Origin of the sequence: Granulicatella elegans, from assembly GCF_020735385.1 — a bacterium.
GTDB lineage: Bacteria > Bacillota > Bacilli > Lactobacillales > Aerococcaceae > Granulicatella > Granulicatella elegans_B.
The window spans coordinates 656,266-680,956 of sequence record NZ_CP085953.1; the positions used below are offsets into that span (position 1 = coordinate 656,266).

The following is a 24,691-nucleotide window of genomic DNA, read 5'->3' on the forward strand; positions in this document are numbered from 1 at the left end:
GCGTAATGGAAGTTTTACCATCAACTTTATTATTTGTTTTACCAACTTCTTTATACTTGTATATGAATGGAAGTATTGAAGTAGGCAATCTAATAATGTGTGTTTTATTATCTTATGCCTGCTACAAACCTTTGATTAAAGCTATGAGTCATATGGATACTATGGCGAATGTAAGAGTTGTAATAGATGAAATAAAAAATGTTATGGAGTTACCAGAGTTAGAACGAGGTAATGGAGAGGAAAAAATAAGATCATACGATATTAATTTTGAAAATGTATGTTTTGCCTATAATGATAAGAAAAAAGTTTTTGATAACTTATCCTTTAGTGCAAAAGAAAATAAACTTACAGCTATTGTTGGTTATTCTGGTGGTGGAAAATCACTATTGCTAAGCTAATTGCGGGATATTGGAACATTAATAAAGGGAAAATATCCGTAGGAAATGTAAATCTTAAAGATGTTTCTCTTGAAAAGAACATGGAACTTGTAACCTATGTATCACAAGAAACTTATCTATTTAGAAAAAGTATTATAGATAATATGAGAATGGCAAATCAAAATGCTAGTATTGGAGAGATAAAAGACGCTTGTAAAAAAGCTTCTTGTCATGACTTTATTATGAGTCTTCCTAATGGATATGAAACCATAATTGGAGAATCTGGGAGCAACTTGTCTGGAGGAGAGAGACAAAGACTTACAATAGCAAGAGCTTTGCTTAAAGATAGCCCAATAGTTTTATTAGACGAAGCTACAGCATATTCTGATCCAGATAATGAAGCTGAAATTCAAAAATCTATAGATGCATTAGTTGAAAATAAAACGGTTATTATGATTGCTCATAGGCTTTCTACAATAATAGGAGCCGATAAGATCATAGTATTAAACAATGGGGAAATTGAAGCAGAAGGAACTCATAAAGAACTTCTTGGAAAAAGTGAAACATATGCAAAAATGTGGAAATCACACATAAGTTTATCAAACGATAGGGGTGAGTAAATGAAAGAATTAATTCACAAGTTATATTGGGTCGCTGGAAAAGAATCTTCCAAAATTAGCAAGATGTTTTTCTTTGAAGTATTAAAAAGTATATTTGAAGGAATATCCCTTGGAGCTACAATGTTGCTTTTACTTAAAATATTTCAAAATATATTTGAAGGAAGAAATATTACACAAGAAGACATCTATGTCGTATTTGCAATAGCTCTACTAAGTGTAGTAGGGAAAATATTATCTAGTTATATGGCTGATAGAAATAAATACATCGCAACTTACAATATGGGAGCAGAAAATAGGCTATATATAGGTGATCAGCTAAAAAAAGTGAATATGGGATATTTTAGCAGTAATCGCCTTGGAAACATTTCAGGCGGATTAACCACAGTTATAGGTGAACTTGAAACCGTAGGAGTTAATATAATAGAAACTTTATTTGTGGGAGTAATTCAAACTATAATAATGGCGATATTTATGATTCCGTTTGATATAGTTACAGGTTCTATAATTTTAGGAACTTTATTCTTAGGAATGTTATGCAATGTTATCTTTCAAAAGAAATCAGATGAGTTGACTAAAAAATTACAAGCGTTAAAAATAAATCTAAACGCATCTACTTTAGAGTATGTTAAAGGTATTAGCGTCATTAAGTCGTTTGGAAAAAGTGGTGAAATGACTAAAGAATTGGACAGAGAGATTTATAAAAATAGAAGAGGCTTTATAAATGTTGAAAAAACTGTAGCACCTGCTGCTTTGATATTTCTAATTATATTTAAATTAGGGATTTGTCTTATTATATTTTCAGCTATTTATAGATTTTGTATAGGAGAAATTGATCACTATAAAGCTGTAATGCTTGTAGTGTCTAGTTTTATTGTTTTTTCTGGTTTTGAAATGGCTGGAAGTATGCAAAACGTTAGAGGAATAGCTATACAAAACTTGGATTCAATTGCTAAACTTAGGAATTTACCAACAATTTCAGAAGGCACAAGAACAAGCTTTGAAAAAGGAGATATAAATCTAAAGGACGTTGACTTCTCATATGACGAACAGAACTTATTTAACCGTTTAAATTTAGATATTCCAAAAGGTAAGACTACAGCAATTGTAGGTGGTTCTGGAAGTGGAAAAACAACACTTTGTAATTTGATAGCTAGATTTTGGGATGTAGATTCTGGAGAAATATTGATTGATGATAATAACATAAAAGATTTTAGGTATGACAATCTGTTATCTAATTTCACTTTTGTTTTTCAAGACGTCTATTTATTTGATGACACTATAAAAAACAACATTAAGTTCGGAAATCCAGAAGCTAGTGATGAGGAAGTTATTAATGTTGCTAAGCAAGCACAGTGTCATGAATTTATTATGAAGTTGTCAGATGGTTATGACACAGTTTTACAAGAGGGTGGTTCAAATTTATCTGGAGGAGAGCGTCAGAGAATATCTATAGCAAGAGCTATGCTAAAACCAAGCAGAATTGTTATTCTTGACGAAGCTACTTCAAGTGTAGATCCAGAAAATGAACAACAACTTATAACTGCTTTAAACAATTTGTTAAAAGATAAAACTGTAATTGTGATTGCACATAAACTTGAAACTATTAAAAATGCTGATCAAATTGTTGTTATGGATAAAGGAAATATTGAAAGTATTGGTAAACATAAAGAGCTTATGGAAAAATCACACATATACAAGAGTTTTATTGAGAAAAGAGAAAAAGCTACTGGTTGGAAAATTGAATAAAATTTAATAGAGGATGATTTTATGAAACAAGATATGAAAGAACAATTATTAACAAAAAGACCCATAGATTTACTTTTTCAATTATCTGTCCCTGCTGTAATAGGAATGATAGTAATAGGTCTTTATCCACTAATGGATGGAATTTTTGCAGGAAATATTATAGGACAAACTGCAATGACAGCTTGTGGTGTAGCTATGCCACTTACCTTTTTTAATAGTGGAGTATCTACACTCATAGGTGTAGGTTCAGCATCAGTTTTATCAAGAGCTATAGGAAAGGGTGACCAAAAAACAGTTGATAAAATTATGGGGAATTTAATCTTTTGGGTTATTCTATTCTCATCAATTATTACAATAGGCGGAATTTTACTTGCACCACATTTTTTAGATATGGTTGGAGCAAGTGGAGAAATTAAAGAATATGGTATCAGATATTTACGAGTAATTTTCATTGGTTCTTTATTTGTAAACTTTACTCAATCAGCAAACATGGTTATGCGTGGAGAAGGATTAATGAAAAAAGCAATGTTCATTATGGGGCTAGGGGCTTTTTTAAACATAATTCTTGATCCAATTCTAATGAAATTAATGGGAAAATACGCAATAGAAGGGGCTGCACTTGCAACTATTACAGCACAATTTGTTCAAGCAATAATAACACTCCATTACTTCAAATATAAAAGTAAAGCAGTAAAAATAAATAAAATCAAACCTGATCAGGAAATAAAAAAAGAAATGTTTGGCGTAGGGTCATCTGCTATGATGATGCAAATTTTATTTATGATTCAACAAACAATGCTATATAAAATGTCATTTAAATATGGCGGAGATACAAATGCTATCTTGATGGCAGCAACACTTAGAATATATGCCTTTTCATTCATTCCACTTTGGGGAATGAGTCAAGGTTTACAACCTGTAGTTGGTACAAATTTTGGAGCGAAAAAATACGACAGAGTAAAAGAAGCTATGAAAGTATTTTCTATCGGAGGATTAGTTCTTGCATCAATATTTTGGATACCAGCATTAGCATTTTCAAAGAATATTCTGTCTTTATTTGGAGTAGAAGAAAGTATTATAACTCAGGGAATAGGAAACTTTAGACTATTTTATTCTATCTTTATCCTATATGGAGTAATGGTAATGACTATAACATTCTTCCAATCAATAGGAAACGCTAAAAAAGCCGGCATAATAGTAATGCTAAGACAGTTATTTTTATTCGTACCTGCCATGATTATTTTACCAATGATATTTGGAGTTAAAGCAGTATGGTTTGCAGAACCCCTTGTAGATTTAATTATGATAATAGCTGGTGTAGTAATGATGTTTGGGGAATTAAATAGGATGGATAAAATCAGTTTGAAAAATTCAAGTAATGAATAATAAGTGGGTTTATTTAAAAGAATGGAGGGAAATATGCAAATAAATATAATTAAAGTAAATTTACCTTTTTTCTTTGGTTTACGCTGTTTACAAGTTAGATAACTCAGTTAAAAAATTAAATACAATTACTATTAGAAAGAGTTTCTTTCATTCTAGAGGACTAACCATGCCCAAGAGCAGGAGTCCTCCTTTTTTTGTCTGAAAACATAAAGACAAAAAAAGAATGGAGGAAACATAAATGACAAAAGAATATTACCTTTATGTCGGTGGACAAAAAATCAAAGTAAGTGAGCAGATATACAAAGCCTACTGGCAAGAAAGAGAACATGAAAAATATTTAGAGCAGGTGGACAAGAAAAACCACTTGCTATTTTTTTCGTCTCTAAATCACGATGGGAATTTTGAAAATAATCTAGAAGATAAAAATGTTGATGTAGAAAAAGTTGTCGCAACACAAATGATGATTGAAGCACTAAGAAATGCAATGTCAAAGTTAAATGAGGAGGAACGGGAAATAATTGAAAGATTATATTTCAATGATGAAACACTTCGTGCAGTAGCGAAGACTCAAAATATATCACATCCTGCTTTAATAAAAAGGCGAGATAAGATTTTAGAAAAACTAAAGAAACTTATAGAAGAAATATAATTTCTGGTTACCAAAGAGGGCAAATTTTCCTTTATAAAGTGAGGGGAGTTTTGTCCTCTTTCTATTTTAAAAGAAATTTAAACAATATTTGAACCTTAACAATTGAATAGACCAAGACAAGACGTTAATCATTTTTGGAGCGTGATAACCTATCCGCCAAGATCTTTCTGCTGAATAATTCGGTAAAACAAGTACTGCTAAGCTAAAAGCAAGGGAAGAAGAAAGGGAGCGATAAGTAAGAGTTTGAATATAGGGAGGGATACCCTATTCGCTATGAAGAAAGTGAGGATAATGATACTTCTAAGGTTGAAGCCGGCTCATCCTGAACAGAGGCGGAGGTGAGATTCCTATGTTGCTAATCCAATGCACTTGTCAATGTCAAAAAACTTTAAAAATATTAAAATAAATATTTTAAATATATTATTTGGAGGATTTATGATTAATGAAAATATAAAAGTAGTTCGTGTTTGTGAAAAAGCATTTCTAACATTAAAAGAAGCATCTGAATATTTTAATATTGGTCAAGATAAAGTTAGACAATTAACGGATGAAAATGATTGCGATTTTGTATTATTTAATGGTAGTAAGCGTCTTATTAAGAAAAAGTTAATGGAAGAATATTTAAATAGACAGTTCTCTATTTAATCTAAAACTATATATAAAACACGCTTAATGCGGTATAATAATTATAGCGTGTCTTTTATCAAAAAAGGAGAATTTTTATGGTAAAAAGACGCAAAGATAGTAAAGGGGTTGTTTTAAAAGACGGTGAATATCAAAGATCAAATGGCACTTATGAATTTAAGTGGCAAGACAAAATAGGTCGTAGAAAATCTATCTATGCGAAAACTCTAAAAGAATTAAGAGAAAAGGAATTAGATATTTTACGCAATACTATAGATGGAATCAACAACGAAGGAAGTAGCTTATCTGTAAATGATACTTTTAAGCTATGGACAAAGGTAAAAAGAGGTTTAAAAGATAATACCTTTAAAAATTACATCTATATGTATCAACAATTTGTCGAACCGACTTTTGGTCGCATTAAACTATCTGATATTAAAAGATCTGATGTTAGAAGTTTTTATAACAGATTAAAGGAAGATCAGGGATTGATGGTTTCTACCATAGATTGTGTTCATACTGTCTTACATCAGGTTTTAGAATTAGCAGTGGATGACGAATATATAAGATTTAATCCATCTGACAATGCTTTGAAGGAATTGAAAGTAGCTTATCGAAATGAATCTCTGAAGAAAAAAGCCATGACAATAGAAGAACAAGTGCTATTTGAAGAATATTTATCTAATAGTGATGAATATAAAAAATGGTATCCAATATTCATTGTTATGCTTTGGACAGGAATGAGAGTTGGAGAAGTTACAGGATTGCAATGGGACGATCTAGATTTTGATAATGGTCTTATAAATGTAAATAGGACTTTGGTATATTATAGTAAAGGTAAAGGATTAAACAATAGATATGCTATTAATACACCGAAGACAGTATCAGGTAAGCGAAGTATTCCTATGGTTCAAAAAGTAAAAGATGCTTTTCTTATGGAAAGAGAGTTACAAAAGACTTTTGGAATCGAATGTTGTGATTCAATCGATGGATTTAAAGACTTTGTATTTTTAAATAGGTTCGGAAAGGTTCACAATAATGGAACACTTAATAAAGCTTTAAGAAGAATTGTTAGAGATTGCAATTTAAGTATAATGGATAAAAATAAATCGAGCTCTAATGATATTCTATTAGTTCCACATTTAAGCAATCACATTTTCAGACACACCTTTACTACAAGGCTTAATGAACAAAATATAAATACAAAAGCAATGCAGTCTATTCTAGGTCATTCTGATATTAGTACAACAATGGATATATATGTAGATGCAACAGAAGATTTTAAGATAGAACAGATGGGAGAATTTGAAAAAGCGATGAAATTTATATTTTAGAATTTACGACAGCTTACGACAAATTTACGACAATTTGCTAGAAATCTATAGGCACTTATAGAGAGTTAGCAAATTGTCGTAAATGGAAAAGTACCATAAAATAGACTTTTATAGAGATTTAGACAATTATCTAAAGTAGAGGGGATTTTCCCAACAATGAAACATCAAGACTAATAGAAGAGGCGCTTCTTAGAAAATCCAAGACGGAGAAACCGACTTGGATTTTTTCTGTTCTGTGAAAGGTTCTGTCTGTTTCTTTTGTAGATTTTATGGTAAAATGACACCGTATGTATGGAATGAAAGAAGGTGTCAATGGACAAGTGGATGAACAATTTGAAGGAAGAATTCCACCGCAAAATTTAGATGCAGAACAATCTGTACTAGGAGCGATATTATTAGATCCAGATTCAATTGTATCTGTAATGGAATTTTTAATGCCTGATGATTTTTATCGTGTGAATCATCAAGTCATTTTTAAAGCGATGGTAGAGTTAAATAATGATTCTTCGCCCATTGATATTGTTTCAGTTGCAGAACGTTTAAATCAAAATAAACAATTAGAAAATGCAGGAGGACAACTGTATTTGCTTGAATTAGCAGAAAAAGTTCCAACTGCTTCGAATGTGGAATATTATTCTAAAATCGTTAGTGAAAAATCAACTTTACGAAAATTAATTCGAACTTCTACGGATATTGCAACAGATGCATATGGTGAAACAGATGAAGTAGCAGCCGTGTTGGATAGAGCTGAAAGAAGTATTTTAGAAGTTTCTGAAAAGAGAAATCGAGCAGGATTTGTAGATATTACAAAAGTCTTGAATGAAGCGTATTTATCTCTTGAAGAGCGTATGAAAAATACGGGAGAAATTACAGGGATTCCAACAGGATACATCGATTTAGATCGAATGACTTCTGGACTTCATTCGGATGAATTAATTATTTTAGCAGCACGTCCATCTGTTGGTAAAACAGCGTTTGTATTAAATATTGCTAAAAATGTTGCGACAAAAACAAATGAAACGGTAGCCATTTTCAGCTTAGAAATGAGTGCGGAATCTCTTGTAAACCGGATGTTATGTTCGGAAGGAAGTATTGATGCAAGTAATATGCGAAATGGACGTTTAACGGAAGAAGAACTACGTAGTTATTTTGTAGCATCGGGTACTTTATCGAATGCACCTATTTATATTGATGATACTCCAGGGATTCGTGTATCAGAAATTCGTGCAAAATGCAGACGATTAAAACAAGAACGAAATAATTTAGGATTAATTGTGATTGATTATTTACAATTAATCGAAGGAAATGGACGAGAAAGTCGTCAACAAGAAGTTTCAGAAATTTCAAGAAATTTAAAGAAACTTGCTAAAGAACTAAGTGTTCCAGTGATTGCTTTATCTCAATTATCTCGTGGAGTAGAGCAAAGACAAGATAAACGTCCGGTGATGTCGGATATTCGTGAATCTGGTTCGATTGAGCAAGATGCGGATATTGTAGCATTCTTATATCGAGAGGATTATTACCGACAAGAACCAGATGAAGATGGAAATGTTCCACAACAAGAATCGAATAATATTATTGAAGTCATTATAGAAAAGAACCGTAGCGGTCCACGAGGAACCGTAGAATTAATGTTTATTAAAGAATATAATAAATTTACATCGATAGCATCGAAAAGTTTAGAAGCTTCAATGCCACCAATGTAAAAAAAATCAATTAAAGAGGTGTGGATATGTCATCAGTAGTAGTAGTAGGTACACAATGGGGCGACGAAGGAAAAGGTAAAATTACTGATTTCCTAAGTGAAAAAGCAGAGTATGTGGCTCGTTATCAAGGAGGGGATAATGCTGGACATACGATTCAGTTTGGTGGAGAAACGTATAAATTGCATTTAATTCCGTCAGGAATTTTCTCGCCAGAAAAACTTTGTATTATTGGAAATGGGGTTGTGGTCAATCCAAAATCTTTAGTAACAGAGTTAGCTTATTTACATGAACGAAATATTACGACTGATAATTTAAGAATTTCAGATCGTGCGCACGTAATTTTGCCATATCATATTGAATTGGATCGTTTACAAGAAGAAGCTAAAGGGGACAAGAAAATCGGTACAACGATTAAAGGAATTGGCCCTGCTTATATGGATAAAGCTGCTCGTGTGGGAATTCGTATTGCGGATTTGTTAGATCGAGAAGTTTTTGAAGAACGTTTACGTTTGAATTTAGAAGACAAAAACCGTCAATTTACTAAATTATATGATGCAAGTCCAATGAATTTTGAAGAAATTTTTGAAGAATATTATGAATATGGGCAACAAATGAAACAATATGTTTGTGATACTTCCGTATTATTGAACGAAGCTTTAGATAATGGAAAACGAGTATTATTTGAAGGTGCACAAGGTGTGATGTTGGATATTGACCAAGGAACCTATCCATTTGTAACTTCTTCTAATCCATTAGCAGGTGGGGTGACAATTGGTAGTGGCGTAGGTCCTTCAAAAGTGACAAAAGTAGTCGGTGTTTGTAAAGCATATACCTCTCGTGTAGGAGATGGCCCATTCCCTACAGAATTATGTGATGAAATTGGAAGCCGTATTCGTGAAGTTGGTCGTGAATATGGAACAACTACTGGACGTCCACGTCGTGTTGGATGGTTTGATAGTGTTGTGATGAGACATTCTAAACGTGTATCAGGCATTACAAATCTATGCTTGAATAGTATCGATGTATTAACTGGATTAGAAACGGTAAAAATTTGTGTTGCTTATCGTAAACCAAATGGAGAAGAAATTAGCCATTATCCAGCAAGTTTAGTAGAATTAGGACAATGTGAACCAGTTTATGAAGAACTTCCAGGTTGGACTGAGGATATTACAGGTTGCCGTACATTGGATGAATTACCAATTGAAGCGCAAAACTATGTACGTAGAGTTTCAGAATTAGTAGGAGTAAAAATCTCAACATTCTCAGTAGGCCCTGATAGAAATCAAACCAACATTTTAGAAGATGTTTGGGATAGTAAATAATATTTCCCGAACGCTCAATCGCAAGAGAGGAGCTAGTTATGAAAAAGATTTTAGTAGTAGATGACGAAAAGCCAATCTCAGATATTGTCAAATTTAGTTTGTCAAAAGAAGGGTTCGAAGTTGTTACCGCATTTGATGGAGAAGAAGGATTAGCAGTTTTTGCTGCGGAAAATCCTGATTTAGTCATTTTAGATTTGATGTTACCAAAAATTGAAGGATTAGAAGTTTGCCGAGAAATTCGTAAAACAAGTAATGTTCCAATTATTATGGTAACGGCTAAAGATTCAGAAATTGATAAAGTGTTAGGGTTAGAATTAGGAGCCGATGACTACGTGACAAAGCCATTCTCGAATCGAGAATTAACGGCACGTGTAAAAGCGAATTTACGTCGTCAACATATTGCCCCTAGTGAACCGGAGGAAGAAAAAGTAGCGAACGAAATTGTATTAGGTTCTTTAATTATTCATGAAGACGCCTATGTGGTATCTAAACGAGGAGAAGAAATTGAATTAACACATCGTGAATTTGAATTACTTCACTATTTAGCAAAACATATTGGGCAAGTCATTACGAGAGAACACTTATTACAAACAGTTTGGGGATATGATTACTTCGGAGATGTTCGTACGGTTGACGTAACTGTCAGACGTTTACGTGAGAAAATTGAAGACACACCAAGTCATCCGACATGGATTATGACAAGACGTGGAGTAGGTTACTATATTAAAACTCCAGAACAAGAAAAAGAAGCTTAGAAAGATGCGCTTTTCTTTACCAAGAACTATTCTGGGAAGAAAAGCGCATTTATTATCTATAAAGGAGAAAAAAGATGCAAAAAGTGAAACGATTCTTTCGTTCCATTCAATTTAAAATCCCTGTGTTATTTATTTTCATGCTGATGATTTCGTTACAATTAATTGTTGCAAATTTCCTTCGTCAATTAGAAACACAGATGATTTCAAATTTCCAAGAACAAATTCAATTACAAGTTGGATTTTTGAAAAATAGTGTGCAACCCATTTTAGATAGAGAAGACAAGGATGAAGTGAAAATTACAGAAATTTCGAAAATTCTGCAAGATTATCCGACGGGAAGTAGTATTGTGGAAGCAAGAGTTTTAGATTCGCAAGGGTATATATTAGGAACGACTAATCAGTCTCAACAATCGGTTATTGGAACTAGAACTACGGAATCAGATGTGCAACAAGTGTTATTAACGAACACTGTATATACATATAATTATACGGAACATGATACACGTTATTGGAAAATTGTTTCCCCAATTTCGTCTAGTAGTGGTAATTTAGGAAATCCTCTAGGCATTATTTCTGTAACGACTAACATTGAGTCGAGGTATACTCAAGTAAAAGATATCGGGGTTATTTTTGTTAGTTCATCATTAATTGCCATTGTGTTGGTCATTATTATTACTTTCTTAATTTCTCAAGGGATTACAAAACCGATTGCGGAAATGAAAAAGCAAACGGAAAAAATTGCGGAAGGGAATTATACGGGTGAAGTTAAAATATACAGTGATGATGAGTTAGGGCAATTAGGTCAAGCGATTAATGATTTGTCCTTTAAAATTAAAGAAGCCCAAGAGAGTACAGAGTCAGAACGTCAACGTTTAGACAGTGTCTTGCGTCATATGAGTGATGGAGTGATTGCAACTGATAGACGTGGTCGTATTGTTATTATGAATACGGCAGCTTTAGATATTTTGAATTTAAAGTCTGAAAAAGTGATTGGAATGCCATTGTTATCTATTTTACCATTGGAAGAAAAAGTGAGTTTTAGAGAGTTATTAGAAACGCAACAAGAGTGTTTGATACACTTGGAAGATGATGGAGAAGATTCCATTATTCAATGTGAATTTTCTGTTATTCAGCGTGAATCGGGATTTATTAGTGGATTAGTTTGCGTTTTAACAGATGTTACCGAACAACAAAAAATTGATCGTGAGCGTAGAAATTTCGTATCCAATGTATCGCATGAATTGCGTACGCCGTTAACAAGTATTAAGAGTTATACTGAAGCCTTAGTCGATGGAGCGTGGGAAAATAAAGAAATTGCTCCAGGATTTTTAAAAGTCATTGAAACTGAAACAGAACGTATGATGCGAATGATTACAGACTTATTAAACTTATCTCGTATGGATCAAAATCGTTTAGGCTTGGAAAAAGAATTTATTCATATGAATGAATTAGTGGTTCATATTGTGAGTCGATTTGAAATGGTATTGCAATCAGAACCTTATCGAGATAAAAATTATCGTATTTTAACAGATATTACGCAACGTGATTTATGGGTGGAATTAGATCAAGATAAGATTACGCAAGTGTTAGATAATATTATTAATAATGCGATTAAATATTCTCCAGATGGAGGACGTATTATTGTTCGTTTAATGGAAACTCATACGGATATTATTGTAAGTGTGAGCGATGAAGGGTTAGGAATTGCTAGAAAAGATATTCCTCATTTATTTGACCGATTTTATCGTGTAGATAAAGCTCGTTCTCGTGCAATGGGGGGAAGTGGTCTTGGATTAGCGATTGCTCAAGAAGTTATTCAATTACATGGTGGAAAAATCTGGGTGAATAGTATTGAAAATAAAGGTTCTACCTTCTTTGTTTCTTTACCATATATTCCATTTGAAGAGGATGGTGAATGGGAATGAGAATACGTTTAAGATTTTTAGTCGCAATTTTGTTACTATTAAGTTTATTGAGTTTAGTATTAACAACAGTCATTGTTTTTCGTCCAGTAGAAATTTTTTCTCCAAATGGATTTACGAGAAATGTTGCTTCTACAAACCAAGATGCTAGTACGCAAACAAGAGTTAATTATACATTAGAGGATGTTTTTCGACCAACACGCTTTGTTTATTCTTATGAAAATAAAGTAAAAATGACTAGTGATCCTTCGATTCTTGACGCGGTGAATAATTTTTTTGTAGGAAAATATAAAGAATTATCGAAAAAAGAAGTACTATCTCAAGAAAATTATGAACAATTAGTCATTCGAGATTCATTTAGTCAGTTATTATTTGATGCTCCAGTAACATTTGGAGTGATGACAAGATATTTTAATGATGTGCCTGATGAATATAAACAAGAAACTTTTAGTCGTATCATTTATCGTCATGATGATCAAAAGAATGTTTACTTTATCAATGATTATACAAAGCAAGTATTTCAAGCTAAGTCAGATGTAGATATTCAAACAGAATTTGCTAAATATTATGAGGAGGATAAATTTCACTTAGTAGAATCGTATATTTTGAAAAATAAACAAATTTTTATTGAAGTGAATACGATTCCTCTTGAAAAACAAACATACTTAATGGAACAAATTCCGATGAGTTTTTATATCACTCAACTTTTCGCAAATCCTTCGGAATTAAGAAATAGAAGTGATGGACAATCGATTATTTATAATGATAATTTATCCCAATTAAAAATGGATCGTTCAACGAATGTTATTTCTTATTACCAAAATCGAGTGGATGATGAACATTTAACTCCAACTGTTCATTTACAACAATCTTTTGCTCAGATGAAAAAATTAGGTGGATGGAAATTAGGAATGAGTTTTTCAGACTTTGATAGTGAGAGAAAAATTGTAGAATATATGCGATATGCAGGGGCTTATCCGATTCTTTCAAATGCCAAAGAAGGATTATCTCAATTTATTATTACAGCAACAGGTATTGAAAAAATGCGTGTATCTTCTTTAATTGCAGAAACACCAATTCCATCTAAAAATGAATCGGTTGATTTAATGAGTGGAAAAGACTTAATGGACCAAATTTTAGGAAAAGGAATTGCACTAGATACATTAGAGGATATTCGTTTAGGATATGCTTGGCAATTAAGCCGTGAAAGTAACCAAATTGTTGAATTTGTTCCAAATTGGTTTATGAAGATAGATCATACTTGGAGAACTTTAGAAGAACTAACTTTACCAACGCTTGAACAAGGAGGAGATAACGATGGATTTTAGACGTTCAACATTAGTGTTAATTATCAGTTTTCTCTTTCTAGATATCTTTTTGTTTGGAACATTTTGGCAAATGAAAAAAGAAATCAAGACGCCTTTAAATACAAGTATCAATGTAATGGAACAAATGAGAGCGGATGGCATAACGGTAACAAGCGTGAATACGACGGTAGAATCTCTTCCTATTATTCAAATCAGTCCAACTAATATTGAACATTTAATCAGCAATTTACCGAACCAAGTTGCAACTTATGATAAAGGTGTTATTTCTTCACAATTATTAGCACCGATTCAACTAACATTGGATGCGAATAGTAATACTACAATGGATAATTTTGCAGAATTAACAAGTTATGTAGAAAGTGGTTCGATTATAAACGGAAATCAATATACATGGTTTAATTATAATCCGACAACACGAAAAGTGATTTACGCGCAACGTGCAAATCAAATTCCTGTCATGGATGGAAGTAGTCAAATTATTTTTACGCTAAATGCCAATAATCAAGTCATTAGTTATGAACAAACTTTTGCGGGAAACGTTGAAGTGTTGGGGGCTAATCGTGCCTTAATTACTTCTCAAAAAGCAATGGAAGTATTATATTTAGCCGGAAGAATCCCAACTCGTTCGACTGTTTCTGTTGTTCGATTATCGTATTACAAGTCTTTAGCATTAAAAGATTTATCGATTTATTCTCCAGCATGGTATGTAGAATTTAAACAAGCAGATGGACAAACTCTCGTTCGTCGAGTAGATGCGATTCGTGGTACAGTATTAACAAATGAGGCTACAGAAACAGTGAATACAACGAATCCATAGTAGAAATGTAGATTATCAAGGAAGGAAACAAGCATGAGTGAATCAAGTTTTTTAGTGAGTTTGCTAACGAGTGGAAGCTCGGGAAATGCGACCTATATTGAAACACCACAACGAAAAATTTTAGTCGATTGCGGTTTAACTGGAAAAGCAATTACTGCTCAAATGGAAAAAATAGGGCGTTCAGTTGCAGATATTGATACCATTTTAGTGACGCATGAACATTTAGATCATATTAAAGGTATCGGAGTATTAGCAAGAAAATATGGTATGGATATTTATGCCAATGAGAAAACATGGAAAGCGATGGAAAATAAAAATATTGGTGTGATTAAGCAAGAACAAAAGCATTTATTTGAACCAGGAGTGACCAAAACTTTTGGAGATATTGATGTAATGAGTTTTGCTGTATCTCATGACGCAGCTTGTCCTCAATTTTACACTTTTCAAAAAGATCAAAAACAATTTGTCATGCTGACCGATACAGGGTATGTGAGTGAGAAATTAAGAAGATTATTATATAATGCAGATGCTTATTTAATGGAAAGTAATCATGATGTCGATATGTTACGCATGGGAAATTATGCTTGGCATTTAAAACAAAGGATATTAAGCGATAAAGGGCATTTATCCAATGAAGATGGCGCATTAGCGATGTGTGAAATGCTAGGAGATAAGACAAAAAGAATTTATCTAGGTCATTTAAGCCAAGATAATAATTTGAAAGAATTAGCGTATCAAACAGCTGAATCTATTTTATTACAACATGATTGTGGCATTCATGAAACTTTTGAAGTGTATCATACCGATCCATATGAACCGACTGAATTGTTTAGAGTTTAATAAAATTTTCAAATAATAACGGGATTTTTAACAGCTTTATAACGATTTCATTACACTATCTTCAAACTTTTTTCAAAAAACTAGATTAGTATAAGAGTGTCAAAAGAAAGCAATGAAGTGATTGCTAAAATGAAAAAGGGGGGATATTCATGACAAATGAATTCCATGAAGAAGTAGAAACTACGCAAGAAAATATCGTATTAAATGAAGAAATCACACCAGAGCCTACTCCGGTAGAAAAGAAAAGTGCTAAAAAGAAAAAAGTTTTTCGTTCAGGTTTTGTTGGAGGAGTAACCGGTGGATTATTAGCGGTTATTATTGGATTCGGTGCTATGAGTGCAACTGGAACATTAAACCAATTAACTGGAGCAAAATCTACGGTAAGTAGTACAACAACTGTCAAAACAAGCCCTACGGCATTATCGAACAAGGGTGCTGGAGATGTCTCAGATGTTGTTGCTAATGTAAAAAATGCAGTTGTATCTGTTATTAATAAACAAAGTTTAAATCAAAATAGTTTATTTGGTAATTACGGACAAAGTCGTAGACAAAATCAAAAAGCAGAAGATAGTGATTTAACAACTGCTTCTGAAGGTAGCGGAGTTATTTACAAAGTTGAAAATGGTTATGCTTATATCGTAACGAATAATCATGTGATTTCTGGTTCTCAAGAATTAGAAGTATTAATGGCAGATGGAACTCGTGAAAAAGCAGAATTAATTGGTGCAGATAAATGGACTGATTTAGCAGTTTTAAAAATTAAAGCCGATAAAGTCACAACAGTAGCTGAATTTGCTAATTCTGATGAAGTGAAAGCTGGTCAAACAGCTATTGCCATCGGTTCACCTCTAGGAACGGAATTTGCTACAAGTGTCACTCAAGGAATTGTGTCTGCCAAAGATCGTTCTGTTCCAACAGATGTAGATGGAGATGGAAAACAAGATTGGGTTGTAACGGCTATCCAAACAGATGCAGCGATTAATCCAGGAAATTCCGGTGGAGCATTAGTCAATGCCGCAGGACAAGTTATTGGTATCAATTCTATGAAGATTAGTAAGACTAGTGTAGAAGGAATTGGATTTGCGATTCCAAGTAATGAAGTTGTTTCGATTATTAACCAATTAGAAAAATCAGGAAAAGTGATTCGTCCAGTCTTAGGTATTTCCATGGTTGATTTAACATCTGTTTCTTCTCAAGGGCGCCAACAATTAGGATTATCGAATGATGTGAAAGAAGGTGTCGTTGTAGCAGATGTTCAAGATGATAGTAGTGCAAGTAAAGGTGGATTAAAACAATATGATGTCATTACAGAAATTGATGGTAAACCAATCAAAGGTGTGCAAACATTAAGAAAAGCACTCTATAGTAAAACAGTTGGTTCTGGTATAGAAGTCACTTACTATAGAAATGGACAAAAACAAACAAAAACCATTCAATTAACAAGTTCAGACAGTCCAAGTTTATAAAAATAGAATCAAATGATGCTATCCACATAGTTATCCACAAAAATGTTGATAACTATGTGGATAGTTTTTTTTAGTTGTGCAGAAAAAAAGAAAAAATTTTTTTAAAATCATTGATATAATAAGCTTTTTTTGAAAATAAGTTATCCACAAGTGAATGGCAAGTTGTGAATAAGTCCACCGTTAATGTCTAAAAAACGTTGTTATAGCAATGATTGTAGCTATTTTGGACAACTTTGGATAGTGGATTAAAATTGTGGATAAAGTAAGCGAACAAGATATAACAGAAATATTACAAAAAAAGGGTATTGACCAATATATAGTGAATAGAGAGGAAAGATAAACAAAATTTAGTAGCGAACATGTGTACATGTGGATAAGTCTGTGGATAAGTTATGAATTTCTTGTAATATTTTGGAAAAATCTTGAGGAGTTGGGGGAAAAGGAATATACTATTGTTTATAATGGAGAAGTACCCAAGAGGCTGAAGGGGTCGCACTCGAAATGCGATAGGTCGTGGAAGCGGCGCGGGAGTTCAAATCTCCTCTTCTCCTTTTAAGTTATTGACATATCAATGTTTCTAGAGTATAAATGCTACTATAATAATGCACACATTTTGGAATTTAAAAATGTACAAAAGTGAAAAAACAAGAAACAAAACATTTGAGCAGTTGGGTTGCATAATAGTTGTATAACTTTTAAAAAAATTGCGAAAATTTAAGGGGGAATAGTTTGCCCTTTTTTAGGAACAGAGGTTAATATTGAATAAGTATGTCCGAAAATGAAAATAAAAAAGGTTTTCCGAAATGATTTTCCGTTTTTGGAATCATTTTTTGTTTCGAGAATCGATTTTCTTTTTCAAAAATAACGAAACCGCTATTTTAGATAAAAAAGTACTACAGAGTAAATGATTTAGAATATAAAAAGTATAGACAATATAAAATTTATCTTTTATAATTAGTGTATTAAAAGTTACGCATAAAAGGTTGACAAGCCATGAAAATACTGACAAAATCCTTGACAGACAGCATAACTCTGTCTCTTTTCACATAGAATTTTTAATTGGCAGAATATATATACCTGATGGATAGGTACGTGTTTCTGACTATTTTTATTCAATTTTTCAAAACAATAAAAGGAATATCAATAAATTGATAAGGAGATATATAAGGTGAAAACATTATTAAAAAAGAAAACGGGGCTATTAATGGCCACATTAGTAGTATTTGGCGTTATGGCTGGAACTACACGAGCATTTGCTGATGGCAGTGCAGAAACAGTTAAGCAAGATCGGCAAGGTGGTATTGGGGAGTATCAAAGTCACGACAAATATACGGAAATAGACATGCAGGAGCCGATTATACCAGACGCAGAGCTGCATGTTTATTCTGTAAAAGACGATAACGGCTCGCCTGCAGCCACAACAACTATCACGTACAAAAATTCGCTTGGAGTTTTCCCTCAGCTTACAGGCGTAAGGGAGTATAAAGCCGTTGCAAAGGAAGGTTGGATTTTTAAGAACTGGACGTACGAGCAGTTTTTTAATGGCAAGGACTACGAAAACTACAAAGATCCTGCAGGGGGGGTCTCTTCATTCTCGGAAAATCGCAACAGCAATAAAACTCCTTATACATCGGGAAATGTGATTTCCGTAAACAGGACGGGAACTATAGGAGAAACAGTATTCAGTAAGCGAATTTATAAGGTCTATGCAAACCTTAATCCTACTATAAAGGCAACTGCCGGTGAAGGCGGATCGATAACTTCTGCCGGAACGACAGAAGTCTCATACGGAGGAAATCAGAAATACGATTTTACACCCAACAAAGGATACGTAATAGCTTCGCTGAAGATAGACGGAGTAGAACAGACCGTCAAACCTGCAGCTTCGGGTTCATATGAATTCAATGCGGTAAAATCGCCTCACACTATAGAAGTAAGCTTTAAAAAAGCGAAAGATTCTGTGCCTATGACGAAATTGAAGCCGCAGACACCAGCTCCTAAGCCGGAGCCTAAGACACCAGCTCCTAAGCCAGAGCCTAAGACACCAGCATCTAAGCCAGAGCCTAAGACACCAGCATCTAAGCCGGAGCCTGAGACACCAGCATCTAAGCCGGAGCCTGAGACACCAGCATCTAAGCCGGAGCCTGAAAAGCGTATTGGTATGCTTCCTAAGACAGGCGAATCAGCATCATATGCAGGCTTGCTCGCAGCGCTTGGCTTCTCAATTGCAGGACTTGCAATTCTTCGTAAGAAGAAAATGATGGAAGAAAACAATAAGTAGGCACTGCTTGTTTTAAGTAACTAGCATTGTTTATTGGAAGATGGCTCTAGCTATATGTTAGAGCCATCTTTTTGTATGTCATCTTGTGAGTGTTATTTGAGAATATGATGCTCCAGCTTGCGCATCAGGGGTTAAGCAGTACAGGGATAATCATTTATGGAAGTTTTCTATTAATTGGGATATATTCACTTAAATCGCTTATGTAAAATCTTAAGTGTTTTTAGCTTTCAATTTAATGATCTTCTTCTACCATTTCTAAACATTCATCTAAATCAAATTCTTCTGTGAATTCTGGATCCAGATGGGTTAAGAAGTGCCAATCTTCAGAATCTTTTTTTCTAAATAGGATTGCTTCTCCGTCTTCTGATCCGAAGTAGGCTCTTTCTACTTGGTAGCCTTTCTTTTCTAAATTTTTCTTTACTTCTAAATAATTATTTTCTCTCACTTCGATATATTCTCTTAAATCTGAATTCGCCACTGTGTAGGCATCCACTCTAGTTGCACCTTCTATGATTCCTTTTCCTTTTTTAGATAGGTTTGGAAGTTCTTTCCAATATACTTCTACATCGTCATCTTCTGTAAACATAAACTTAGTTAGTGGTACTATGTTGCCATTTATTTCTAGTTCCATGTAGTTTGAGATTGAATCTAGCTTTATAGTTTCGTATTCAAATCCGTCTATCTCTTCAAATTTGTATCCTTTAAGTTGAGATACAAATTTTCTTCCTTCTTCTATGGTGTCAAATAGTCCTAGCTCTGTGCTTATTCCATCTTGGTATAATTCTAATATAAACATTTTTTCTCCTTATCTCTATTGATACTATTTTTATTTTCATAAGTGTTTTCGATGTATATATCCCCTTTTTCTGATCCTATATTTATACTACCATATTATTTCACTACATTGGAAATGAAATTGGATAGGATTATTCGAAGGGCAGTCCGGAGCTTCGGAGCAAGAAAGCACTTGTTCAAATGATTAAGGAAGAAAAACTTAAAGAGCTTGAAACAAGGAAGTTCATTGAGAATGCCTTTCGTGTTGGTGGTTCATTTACCGCAGATACACCTAAAGTTTTGAACTATGTTGATTCCTCTTCAAAGCAACCCTTAATGATGGTAGCTGATGATACTGTAACTTATGATTAGCGCACATACTTTTTGGTATGTGTTATAATGAGGTACAAGAAAACGACCACACAGGAGTATTTCTACTCTTGTATGGTCGTTTTTTCTTTTTGTACCGCTTAAAGGCGATCAGTTAAACTTTGTTTTCTTCAATCCCTAACTGAACGCTCCTTTAGTAGCTTTTTTGTTTTACATGAAATATCCTAAGTAATAACGAACAAATAATGCAGCAGCTACAGCACCGATAAATGGAGCAGTACCTGGAACTAATAATCCATATTGCCAGTCATTAGTTACTTTGTTTTTGATTGGTAATACTTGGTAAGCTAAACGAGGACCTAAGTCACGAGCTTGGTTCATCGCAAATCCTGTAGTACCTCCTAGACCCATACCAATAGCCCATACAAGTAAACCAACAATAATGTTTAATTGATCTTTATTCACTTGTTCAGTAGCTAAAATAGCTGTTAAGAAAATAAATGTTGCAAATGCTTCGACGAAGTAGTTACGAGGTAAGTTACGGCAGTTAGGGTTTGTAGAGAAGATATTACGAATCGCAATTCCATCTACTTGACCTTCAGAAGCTGTAAAGTGGTCTGCATACATGAACCATACGATAACTGCACCTACGAAAGCTCCTAAAAATTCAGCAATTGCTACAGGAATAAATTGTTCAGCAGGTAATAATCCTAATACAACTTTTGCTAATGCCATTGCTGGGTTAATACTAACTCCACCAAAGATGAATAATGTAACAGTAATACCGAATGCCCATGTTGTGATAGCAAATAAGTGACCTGAACCATTATATTTAGTTTTTTTCAATACTTCGTCACAGTGTACCCCAACCCCGAATAAAATCATAAGGGCAGTTCCCATAAATTCTGATAATAATAAGTGAATAAATTCTTGTGTAAACATATAAAATAAAAGACTCCTTTTTGTTTTTAATTTTAAATTATAACAATATTTCTTTTTCTAATAGTTGATAGACTTTTCCAATTGGTAATTGATGTTCTTTGGCTAGTCTGGCACAATCCTCGTACTCGAGAGTTGTTTTAGAGATGTTTTGGTATGTGTTTTGTTTGACACGAATCGTTCCTAAACTTGTTTCGACTTCTTGAAAAGTTCGTTGCATGACTTTTCTTGAAATTTTTTGATAACGAAATCCAATGGTGCTTGTTTGTTCAAATAGAATGTTAGTAAATTCCTCTAATTGTGTGAGAGAAATTAGAAGAGTTACATGAATCGCGGGACGATTTTTTTTCGCTAAAACACTGAAATAAGTAACATCTAGTGCTCCTTTTTCATATAGGAAATTCATTAAATAACCCATTTGTTCAGGTGTTTGATCATCGATTGTAGTGTCGATTTGATAAATATCATCGTCTAATTGATGTACTTCTTTGAACGAGTGAGTGGTTGGCTGACATAGGCTTCCACGTAGAGCATTGAATTTTCCAGTATCTCGTTTACCAAATCCATAACCGACAGAAGTAATTTCCAAGTTTTCAGGAATAGTAAAATCTGGATGAATCGCTTTGAGCAAGGCAATACCTGTTGGTGTAATCAGTTCAGTTTTAATATCAAAGTCTTGATGAATTAAGATAGAAGTTCCTTTTCTTAATTGCATGACTGCGGGTACAGGCACAGGCATAACGCCATGAGCAACTTTGATAGTACCACTACCTTCGACTAAAGGTGCGCTATACACTTTTGTAATTCCTAAGTTTTCATACAAAATGAAGAAACTAGCGATATCTACAATAGAATCAATTGCACCCACTTCGTGGAAATGAATGTGTTCAATTGGAACTTGATGAACAGCAGATTCTGCACGAGCGATGTCACGGAACACTTCCATACTTTTTTCTTTTACAAAGTCAGAAACGGTACTATTCTCAAAAATTTCAATAATTTCTTGTAATCCACGAACGTCATCGTGATGATGGTGGTGACCATGTTCATGATGATGATCGTGTCCATGATGATGATCGTGTTCATGATGATGATCGTGGTCATGTGAGAAGTCTCCATGGACTCCTTGATCTTTTTCACCATGGTCTAAATGAACATCAAAATCAATTCCATAAATACTACTTTTAGCAATTTTATGAATATGTAAATGATAGCCATCTACAGCTAATTTTTTAAGTTCTTGTTGTAGATAGTCTGAACTAGCTCCTAAATCAATTAGGAGACCATTTAGCATATCACCACTAATGCCAGATAAAGGTTCTAAAAATAAATGTGTCATGATGAAACACCTCGAATCTGATTAATCATACTAGCAGAATAAGCAGCGCCAAATCCATTATCAATATTGACAACTGTCACACCAGAAGCACAAGAAGTTAACATACTCATCAGAGTCGTTAGACCTTGTAAGTTACTTCCATATCCTACACTTGTAGGCACTGCAATGACAGGGACATCTACTAATCCTGCAACTACACTCACAAGAGCACCTTCCATTCCAGCAATGACAATAATGACGCTAGCACCACGTATATCATCTAAACGATTGAATAGTCGATGGATACCAGCAACTCCAACATCATAAATCCGTTTTACAGGATTGCCAAATGTTTCAGCAGTAATCGCAGCTTCTTCTGCTACAGGCATATCACTTGTTCCTGCCGTTACTACAGCAATGTAATGTTCAGATTGAATTGGAGTTGGATGAACGACAAAAGCTCTAGCTGTTTCGTAATAAAATCCGTGAGGAATTTTTTTTAATAAATATTTTCCTTTTTCGCTATCCACTCTAGTTGCTAGTACAGGAAGATTTTCTTTTTCTAATGATTCAATAATTTTTTTGATTTGCTCTTTTGTTTTTCCTTCTCCATAAATAATTTCTGGAAATCCATTTCTTTTATTACGAGAAAGATCTAAAGAAGCAAAACCCATATCGTCGATGCCTTCTAGTAGAGAGGCAGCTTCTTCTAATGAAAGCTGTCCCTCTTGAAAGCGAATAAGAATCTCTTTTTTATCCATAATGATTACCTAGTCTTCAACGATAACAGATAAACCATCACGAATAACGGTAACTTTAGCATCTGGACCTTCAATTTCAAAGGCACGTGCTAATGCTTCGTCAAATGTTTTAGCAATTTCCATATGCATATCTGTAATTAATGTAGGATCTACTAAATCAGAAACAAAAATCACACGATGATGAACTAAAATACGTGCTAAAATTTGAGAAGTCCATTGGTCTGGGATTGTTTCTAAACGTGGTGTGTTAATTGCTTTTTCTAAAAATTCTTTTGGATGGTTGTAATCCGCTAAGTTGTGATAGAAACCTGAACCACCGTGTCCGTCACGACATCCTGCAACCATAATAATAACGCCGCCTTCTTTATTAGTAGCTTCAGCAGCAGTCATTCCTTTAACAGCTTGATAAATATTTTGGTCAAGTGGGAATCCACCATTTGTTGAAACAGCGATATCGCAAGGAATTTTCTTAACATGAGCTAATTTACGAACAAATTCACATCCAACATGGTGGGCTTCTTCCATATCACCAGCAAATGAACCGATAATACGTTTTTCTCCATCTAATACTACGTTAACAATAAAGGCTAAGTTTGCAGTACGAGCGGCATAAACCATATCTTCATGAATTAAGTTGTGTTTTAAGTTACCTGTTCTTGATTTATCAGAGTCGATAAATTCACCAGAGTGGTTAGCCATAATCGTTTTATAAGAAGCTACCCCAGGCAATACAGATTTACGTCCGCCTGAGAATCCCGCAAAGAAGTGAGATTCAATGAAACCTTCAGCGATTAATAAGTCTGCTTCTGCAGCGATACGGTTAATAATGCAGTCACCACCTGAAGGTAATTTACCAATGGTTACCATATCTTCATCATTTGTTGAAATATGCATAACGATTTCTTCGTTATCTACAATTTCTTGACCATACTTATTAATTAACTCTTCACGAGTTGAAGGACGGTGAAATCCTGTTGCTACTAAAATACGAATACGAGCATCTGGAGCGACACTACGAATACGACGTAAAATAATCGGAGTAATAATATGAGAAGGAACCGGACGAGTGTGGTCTGAACTAATTAAAACAATGTCTTTTTTTCCTTTTGCCAATTCTTCTAATGATTTACTACCAATAGGATTATCCATTGATTTTTCAACAGTTTCTTGTTCAGAAAGTGGATTTGAAAAATTTTCTGCTTCTGATTCTAACAATCCTGCAAAATTTTTATCAGGAATGCTAGCAGTGATTAGTTGTTTGTCATAAGGTAATTTAATGTCTACCATTTTTTACATCTCCTTTGTTAATAGCTAACACAATATAGTATATAATTTTTTTCTTTGTATGTGAATACAAATGATGTTAACATATGTTAATAAAAATATTTTTGTAAAT

The 24,691-nt window shown here is 33.6% G+C and carries 20 protein-coding genes, 1 tRNA gene and 1 pseudogene; 17 read left to right on the forward strand and 5 right to left on the reverse strand.

Annotated elements, in window-relative coordinates:
* Window positions 1-2: 2 nt before the first annotated feature.
* From LK443_RS03255 to LK443_RS09370, 16 genes and pseudogenes are all read left to right on the forward strand, one after another.
* A pseudogene (locus tag LK443_RS03255) lies at window positions 3-997 on the forward strand (ABC transporter ATP-binding protein); the annotation flags it as partial.
* Window positions 998-2,743: an ABC transporter ATP-binding protein gene (locus LK443_RS03260; protein ID WP_006701969.1), complete on the forward strand. Its 1,746-nt coding sequence runs from the start codon at window positions 998-1,000 to the stop codon at window positions 2,741-2,743.
* A gap of 21 nt (window positions 2,744-2,764) precedes the next feature.
* Entirely contained in the window at window positions 2,765-4,129 is a 1,365-nt protein-coding gene (locus LK443_RS03265) for an MATE family efflux transporter (RefSeq protein WP_227932102.1), read from the forward strand.
* 238 nt (window positions 4,130-4,367) lie between these two features.
* A complete protein-coding gene (locus LK443_RS03270) occupies window positions 4,368-4,778 on the forward strand; it encodes a sigma factor-like helix-turn-helix DNA-binding protein (protein ID WP_010815648.1) in 411 nt (136 codons plus the stop codon).
* A 435-nt stretch (window positions 4,779-5,213) separates the two neighbouring features.
* The gene (locus tag LK443_RS03275) at window positions 5,214-5,423 is read left to right on the forward strand and encodes an excisionase (protein ID WP_035109578.1); all 210 of its coding nucleotides are present in this window, start codon (window positions 5,214-5,216) and stop codon (window positions 5,421-5,423) included.
* A gap of 77 nt (window positions 5,424-5,500) precedes the next feature.
* Window positions 5,501-6,736, forward strand: coding sequence for a tyrosine-type recombinase/integrase (locus tag LK443_RS03280; RefSeq protein WP_002836633.1), 1,236 nt, complete (start codon window positions 5,501-5,503; stop codon window positions 6,734-6,736).
* Window positions 6,737-7,056: 320 nt separating this feature from the next.
* The gene (gene dnaB / locus LK443_RS03285) at window positions 7,057-8,442 is read left to right on the forward strand and encodes a replicative DNA helicase (protein ID WP_227932441.1); all 1,386 of its coding nucleotides are present in this window, start codon (window positions 7,057-7,059) and stop codon (window positions 8,440-8,442) included.
* Between the two features lie 26 nt (window positions 8,443-8,468).
* Window positions 8,469-9,764, forward strand: coding sequence for an adenylosuccinate synthase (locus LK443_RS03290; protein ID WP_227932103.1), 1,296 nt, complete (start codon window positions 8,469-8,471; stop codon window positions 9,762-9,764).
* A 38-nt stretch (window positions 9,765-9,802) separates the two neighbouring features.
* Complete coding sequence (yycF, locus tag LK443_RS03295) at window positions 9,803-10,519, forward strand: response regulator YycF (RefSeq protein ID WP_227932104.1); 717 nt, start codon at window positions 9,803-9,805, stop codon at window positions 10,517-10,519.
* A 74-nt stretch (window positions 10,520-10,593) separates the two neighbouring features.
* Window positions 10,594-12,444, forward strand: coding sequence for a cell wall metabolism sensor histidine kinase WalK (gene walK / locus LK443_RS03300; protein ID WP_227932105.1), 1,851 nt, complete (start codon window positions 10,594-10,596; stop codon window positions 12,442-12,444).
* Window positions 12,435-13,769 carry a YycH family regulatory protein gene (locus LK443_RS03305; protein WP_227932106.1) on the forward strand — a complete coding sequence of 445 codons (1,335 nt, stop codon included), beginning with the start codon at window positions 12,435-12,437 and terminating at the stop codon, window positions 13,767-13,769. The genes walK and LK443_RS03305 overlap by 10 nt, the downstream gene beginning before the upstream one ends.
* Entirely contained in the window at window positions 13,759-14,586 is an 828-nt protein-coding gene (locus tag LK443_RS03310; protein WP_227932107.1) for a two-component system regulatory protein YycI, read from the forward strand. Before LK443_RS03305 ends, LK443_RS03310 begins: the two co-directional genes overlap by 11 nt.
* Window positions 14,587-14,619: 33 nt before the next feature.
* Entirely contained in the window at window positions 14,620-15,426 is an 807-nt protein-coding gene (locus tag LK443_RS03315; RefSeq protein WP_227932108.1) for an MBL fold metallo-hydrolase, read from the forward strand.
* A gap of 149 nt (window positions 15,427-15,575) precedes the next feature.
* Entirely contained in the window at window positions 15,576-16,892 is a 1,317-nt protein-coding gene (locus tag LK443_RS03320; RefSeq protein WP_227932109.1) for a S1C family serine protease, read from the forward strand.
* A gap of 463 nt (window positions 16,893-17,355) precedes the next feature.
* Window positions 17,356-17,443 (forward strand) — tRNA-Ser (locus LK443_RS03325).
* Window positions 17,444-18,060: 617 nt separating this feature from the next.
* Entirely contained in the window at window positions 18,061-19,173 is a 1,113-nt protein-coding gene (locus LK443_RS09370; protein ID WP_265416432.1) for an LPXTG cell wall anchor domain-containing protein, read from the forward strand.
* Between the two features lie 232 nt (window positions 19,174-19,405).
* Here the strand turns inward: LK443_RS09370 and LK443_RS03340 are convergent, their stop codons facing one another.
* Window positions 19,406-19,969: a hypothetical protein gene (locus LK443_RS03340; protein WP_227932110.1), complete on the reverse strand. Its 564-nt coding sequence runs from the start codon at window positions 19,967-19,969 to the stop codon at window positions 19,406-19,408.
* A gap of 179 nt (window positions 19,970-20,148) precedes the next feature.
* Between LK443_RS03340 and LK443_RS03345 the strand changes: the two genes are divergently transcribed.
* Complete coding sequence (locus LK443_RS03345; protein WP_227932111.1) at window positions 20,149-20,319, forward strand: hypothetical protein; 171 nt, start codon at window positions 20,149-20,151, stop codon at window positions 20,317-20,319.
* 168 nt (window positions 20,320-20,487) lie between these two features.
* Here the strand turns inward: LK443_RS03345 and larD are convergent, their stop codons facing one another.
* The 4 genes from larD to larA are packed head-to-tail and all read right to left on the reverse strand — an operon-like array spanning window position 20,488 to window position 24,582.
* On the reverse strand, window positions 20,488-21,219 hold the full coding sequence (gene larD / locus LK443_RS03350; protein ID WP_227932112.1) for a D/L-lactic acid transporter LarD: 732 nt from the start codon (window positions 21,217-21,219) through the stop codon (window positions 20,488-20,490).
* 37 nt (window positions 21,220-21,256) lie between these two features.
* Window positions 21,257-22,555, reverse strand: a complete 1,299-nt coding sequence (larC, locus tag LK443_RS03355; RefSeq protein WP_227932113.1) for a nickel pincer cofactor biosynthesis protein LarC — start codon at window positions 22,553-22,555, stop codon at window positions 21,257-21,259.
* Entirely contained in the window at window positions 22,552-23,295 is a 744-nt protein-coding gene (gene larB / locus LK443_RS03360) for a nickel pincer cofactor biosynthesis protein LarB (protein WP_227932114.1), read from the reverse strand. The genes larC and larB overlap by 4 nt, the downstream gene beginning before the upstream one ends.
* 9 nt (window positions 23,296-23,304) lie before the next feature.
* Complete coding sequence (gene larA, locus LK443_RS03365) at window positions 23,305-24,582, reverse strand: nickel-dependent lactate racemase (RefSeq protein WP_227932115.1); 1,278 nt, start codon at window positions 24,580-24,582, stop codon at window positions 23,305-23,307.
* Between the last annotated feature and the right edge of the window lie 109 nt (window positions 24,583-24,691).

Excerpts from the sequence above, each read along its gene's own strand:
- LK443_RS03260 (WP_006701969.1), top strand. The coding sequence starts at position 998 with ATGAAAGAATTAATTCACAAGTTATATTGGGTCGCTGGAAAAGAATCT.
- LK443_RS03265 (WP_227932102.1), top strand. The coding sequence starts at position 2,765 with ATGAAACAAGATATGAAAGAACAATTATTAACAAAAAGACCCATAGAT.
- LK443_RS03270 (WP_010815648.1), top strand. The coding sequence starts at position 4,368 with ATGACAAAAGAATATTACCTTTATGTCGGTGGACAAAAAATCAAAGTA.
- LK443_RS03275 (WP_035109578.1), top strand. The coding sequence starts at position 5,214 with ATGATTAATGAAAATATAAAAGTAGTTCGTGTTTGTGAAAAAGCATTT.
- LK443_RS03280 (WP_002836633.1), top strand. The coding sequence starts at position 5,501 with ATGGTAAAAAGACGCAAAGATAGTAAAGGGGTTGTTTTAAAAGACGGT.
- LK443_RS03290 (WP_227932103.1), top strand. The coding sequence starts at position 8,469 with ATGTCATCAGTAGTAGTAGTAGGTACACAATGGGGCGACGAAGGAAAA.
- yycF (WP_227932104.1), top strand. The coding sequence starts at position 9,803 with ATGAAAAAGATTTTAGTAGTAGATGACGAAAAGCCAATCTCAGATATT.
- walK (WP_227932105.1), top strand. The coding sequence starts at position 10,594 with ATGCAAAAAGTGAAACGATTCTTTCGTTCCATTCAATTTAAAATCCCT.
- LK443_RS03305 (WP_227932106.1), top strand. The coding sequence starts at position 12,435 with ATGGGAATGAGAATACGTTTAAGATTTTTAGTCGCAATTTTGTTACTA.
- LK443_RS03310 (WP_227932107.1), top strand. The coding sequence starts at position 13,759 with ATGGATTTTAGACGTTCAACATTAGTGTTAATTATCAGTTTTCTCTTT.
- LK443_RS03315 (WP_227932108.1), top strand. The coding sequence starts at position 14,620 with ATGAGTGAATCAAGTTTTTTAGTGAGTTTGCTAACGAGTGGAAGCTCG.
- LK443_RS03320 (WP_227932109.1), top strand. The coding sequence starts at position 15,576 with ATGACAAATGAATTCCATGAAGAAGTAGAAACTACGCAAGAAAATATC.
- LK443_RS03340 (WP_227932110.1), bottom strand. The coding sequence starts at position 19,969 with ATGTTTATATTAGAATTATACCAAGATGGAATAAGCACAGAGCTAGGA.
- LK443_RS03345 (WP_227932111.1), top strand. The coding sequence starts at position 20,149 with ATGATTAAGGAAGAAAAACTTAAAGAGCTTGAAACAAGGAAGTTCATT.
- larD (WP_227932112.1), bottom strand. The coding sequence starts at position 21,219 with ATGTTTACACAAGAATTTATTCACTTATTATTATCAGAATTTATGGGA.
- larC (WP_227932113.1), bottom strand. The coding sequence starts at position 22,555 with ATGACACATTTATTTTTAGAACCTTTATCTGGCATTAGTGGTGATATG.
- larB (WP_227932114.1), bottom strand. The coding sequence starts at position 23,295 with ATGGATAAAAAAGAGATTCTTATTCGCTTTCAAGAGGGACAGCTTTCA.
- larA (WP_227932115.1), bottom strand. The coding sequence starts at position 24,582 with ATGGTAGACATTAAATTACCTTATGACAAACAACTAATCACTGCTAGC.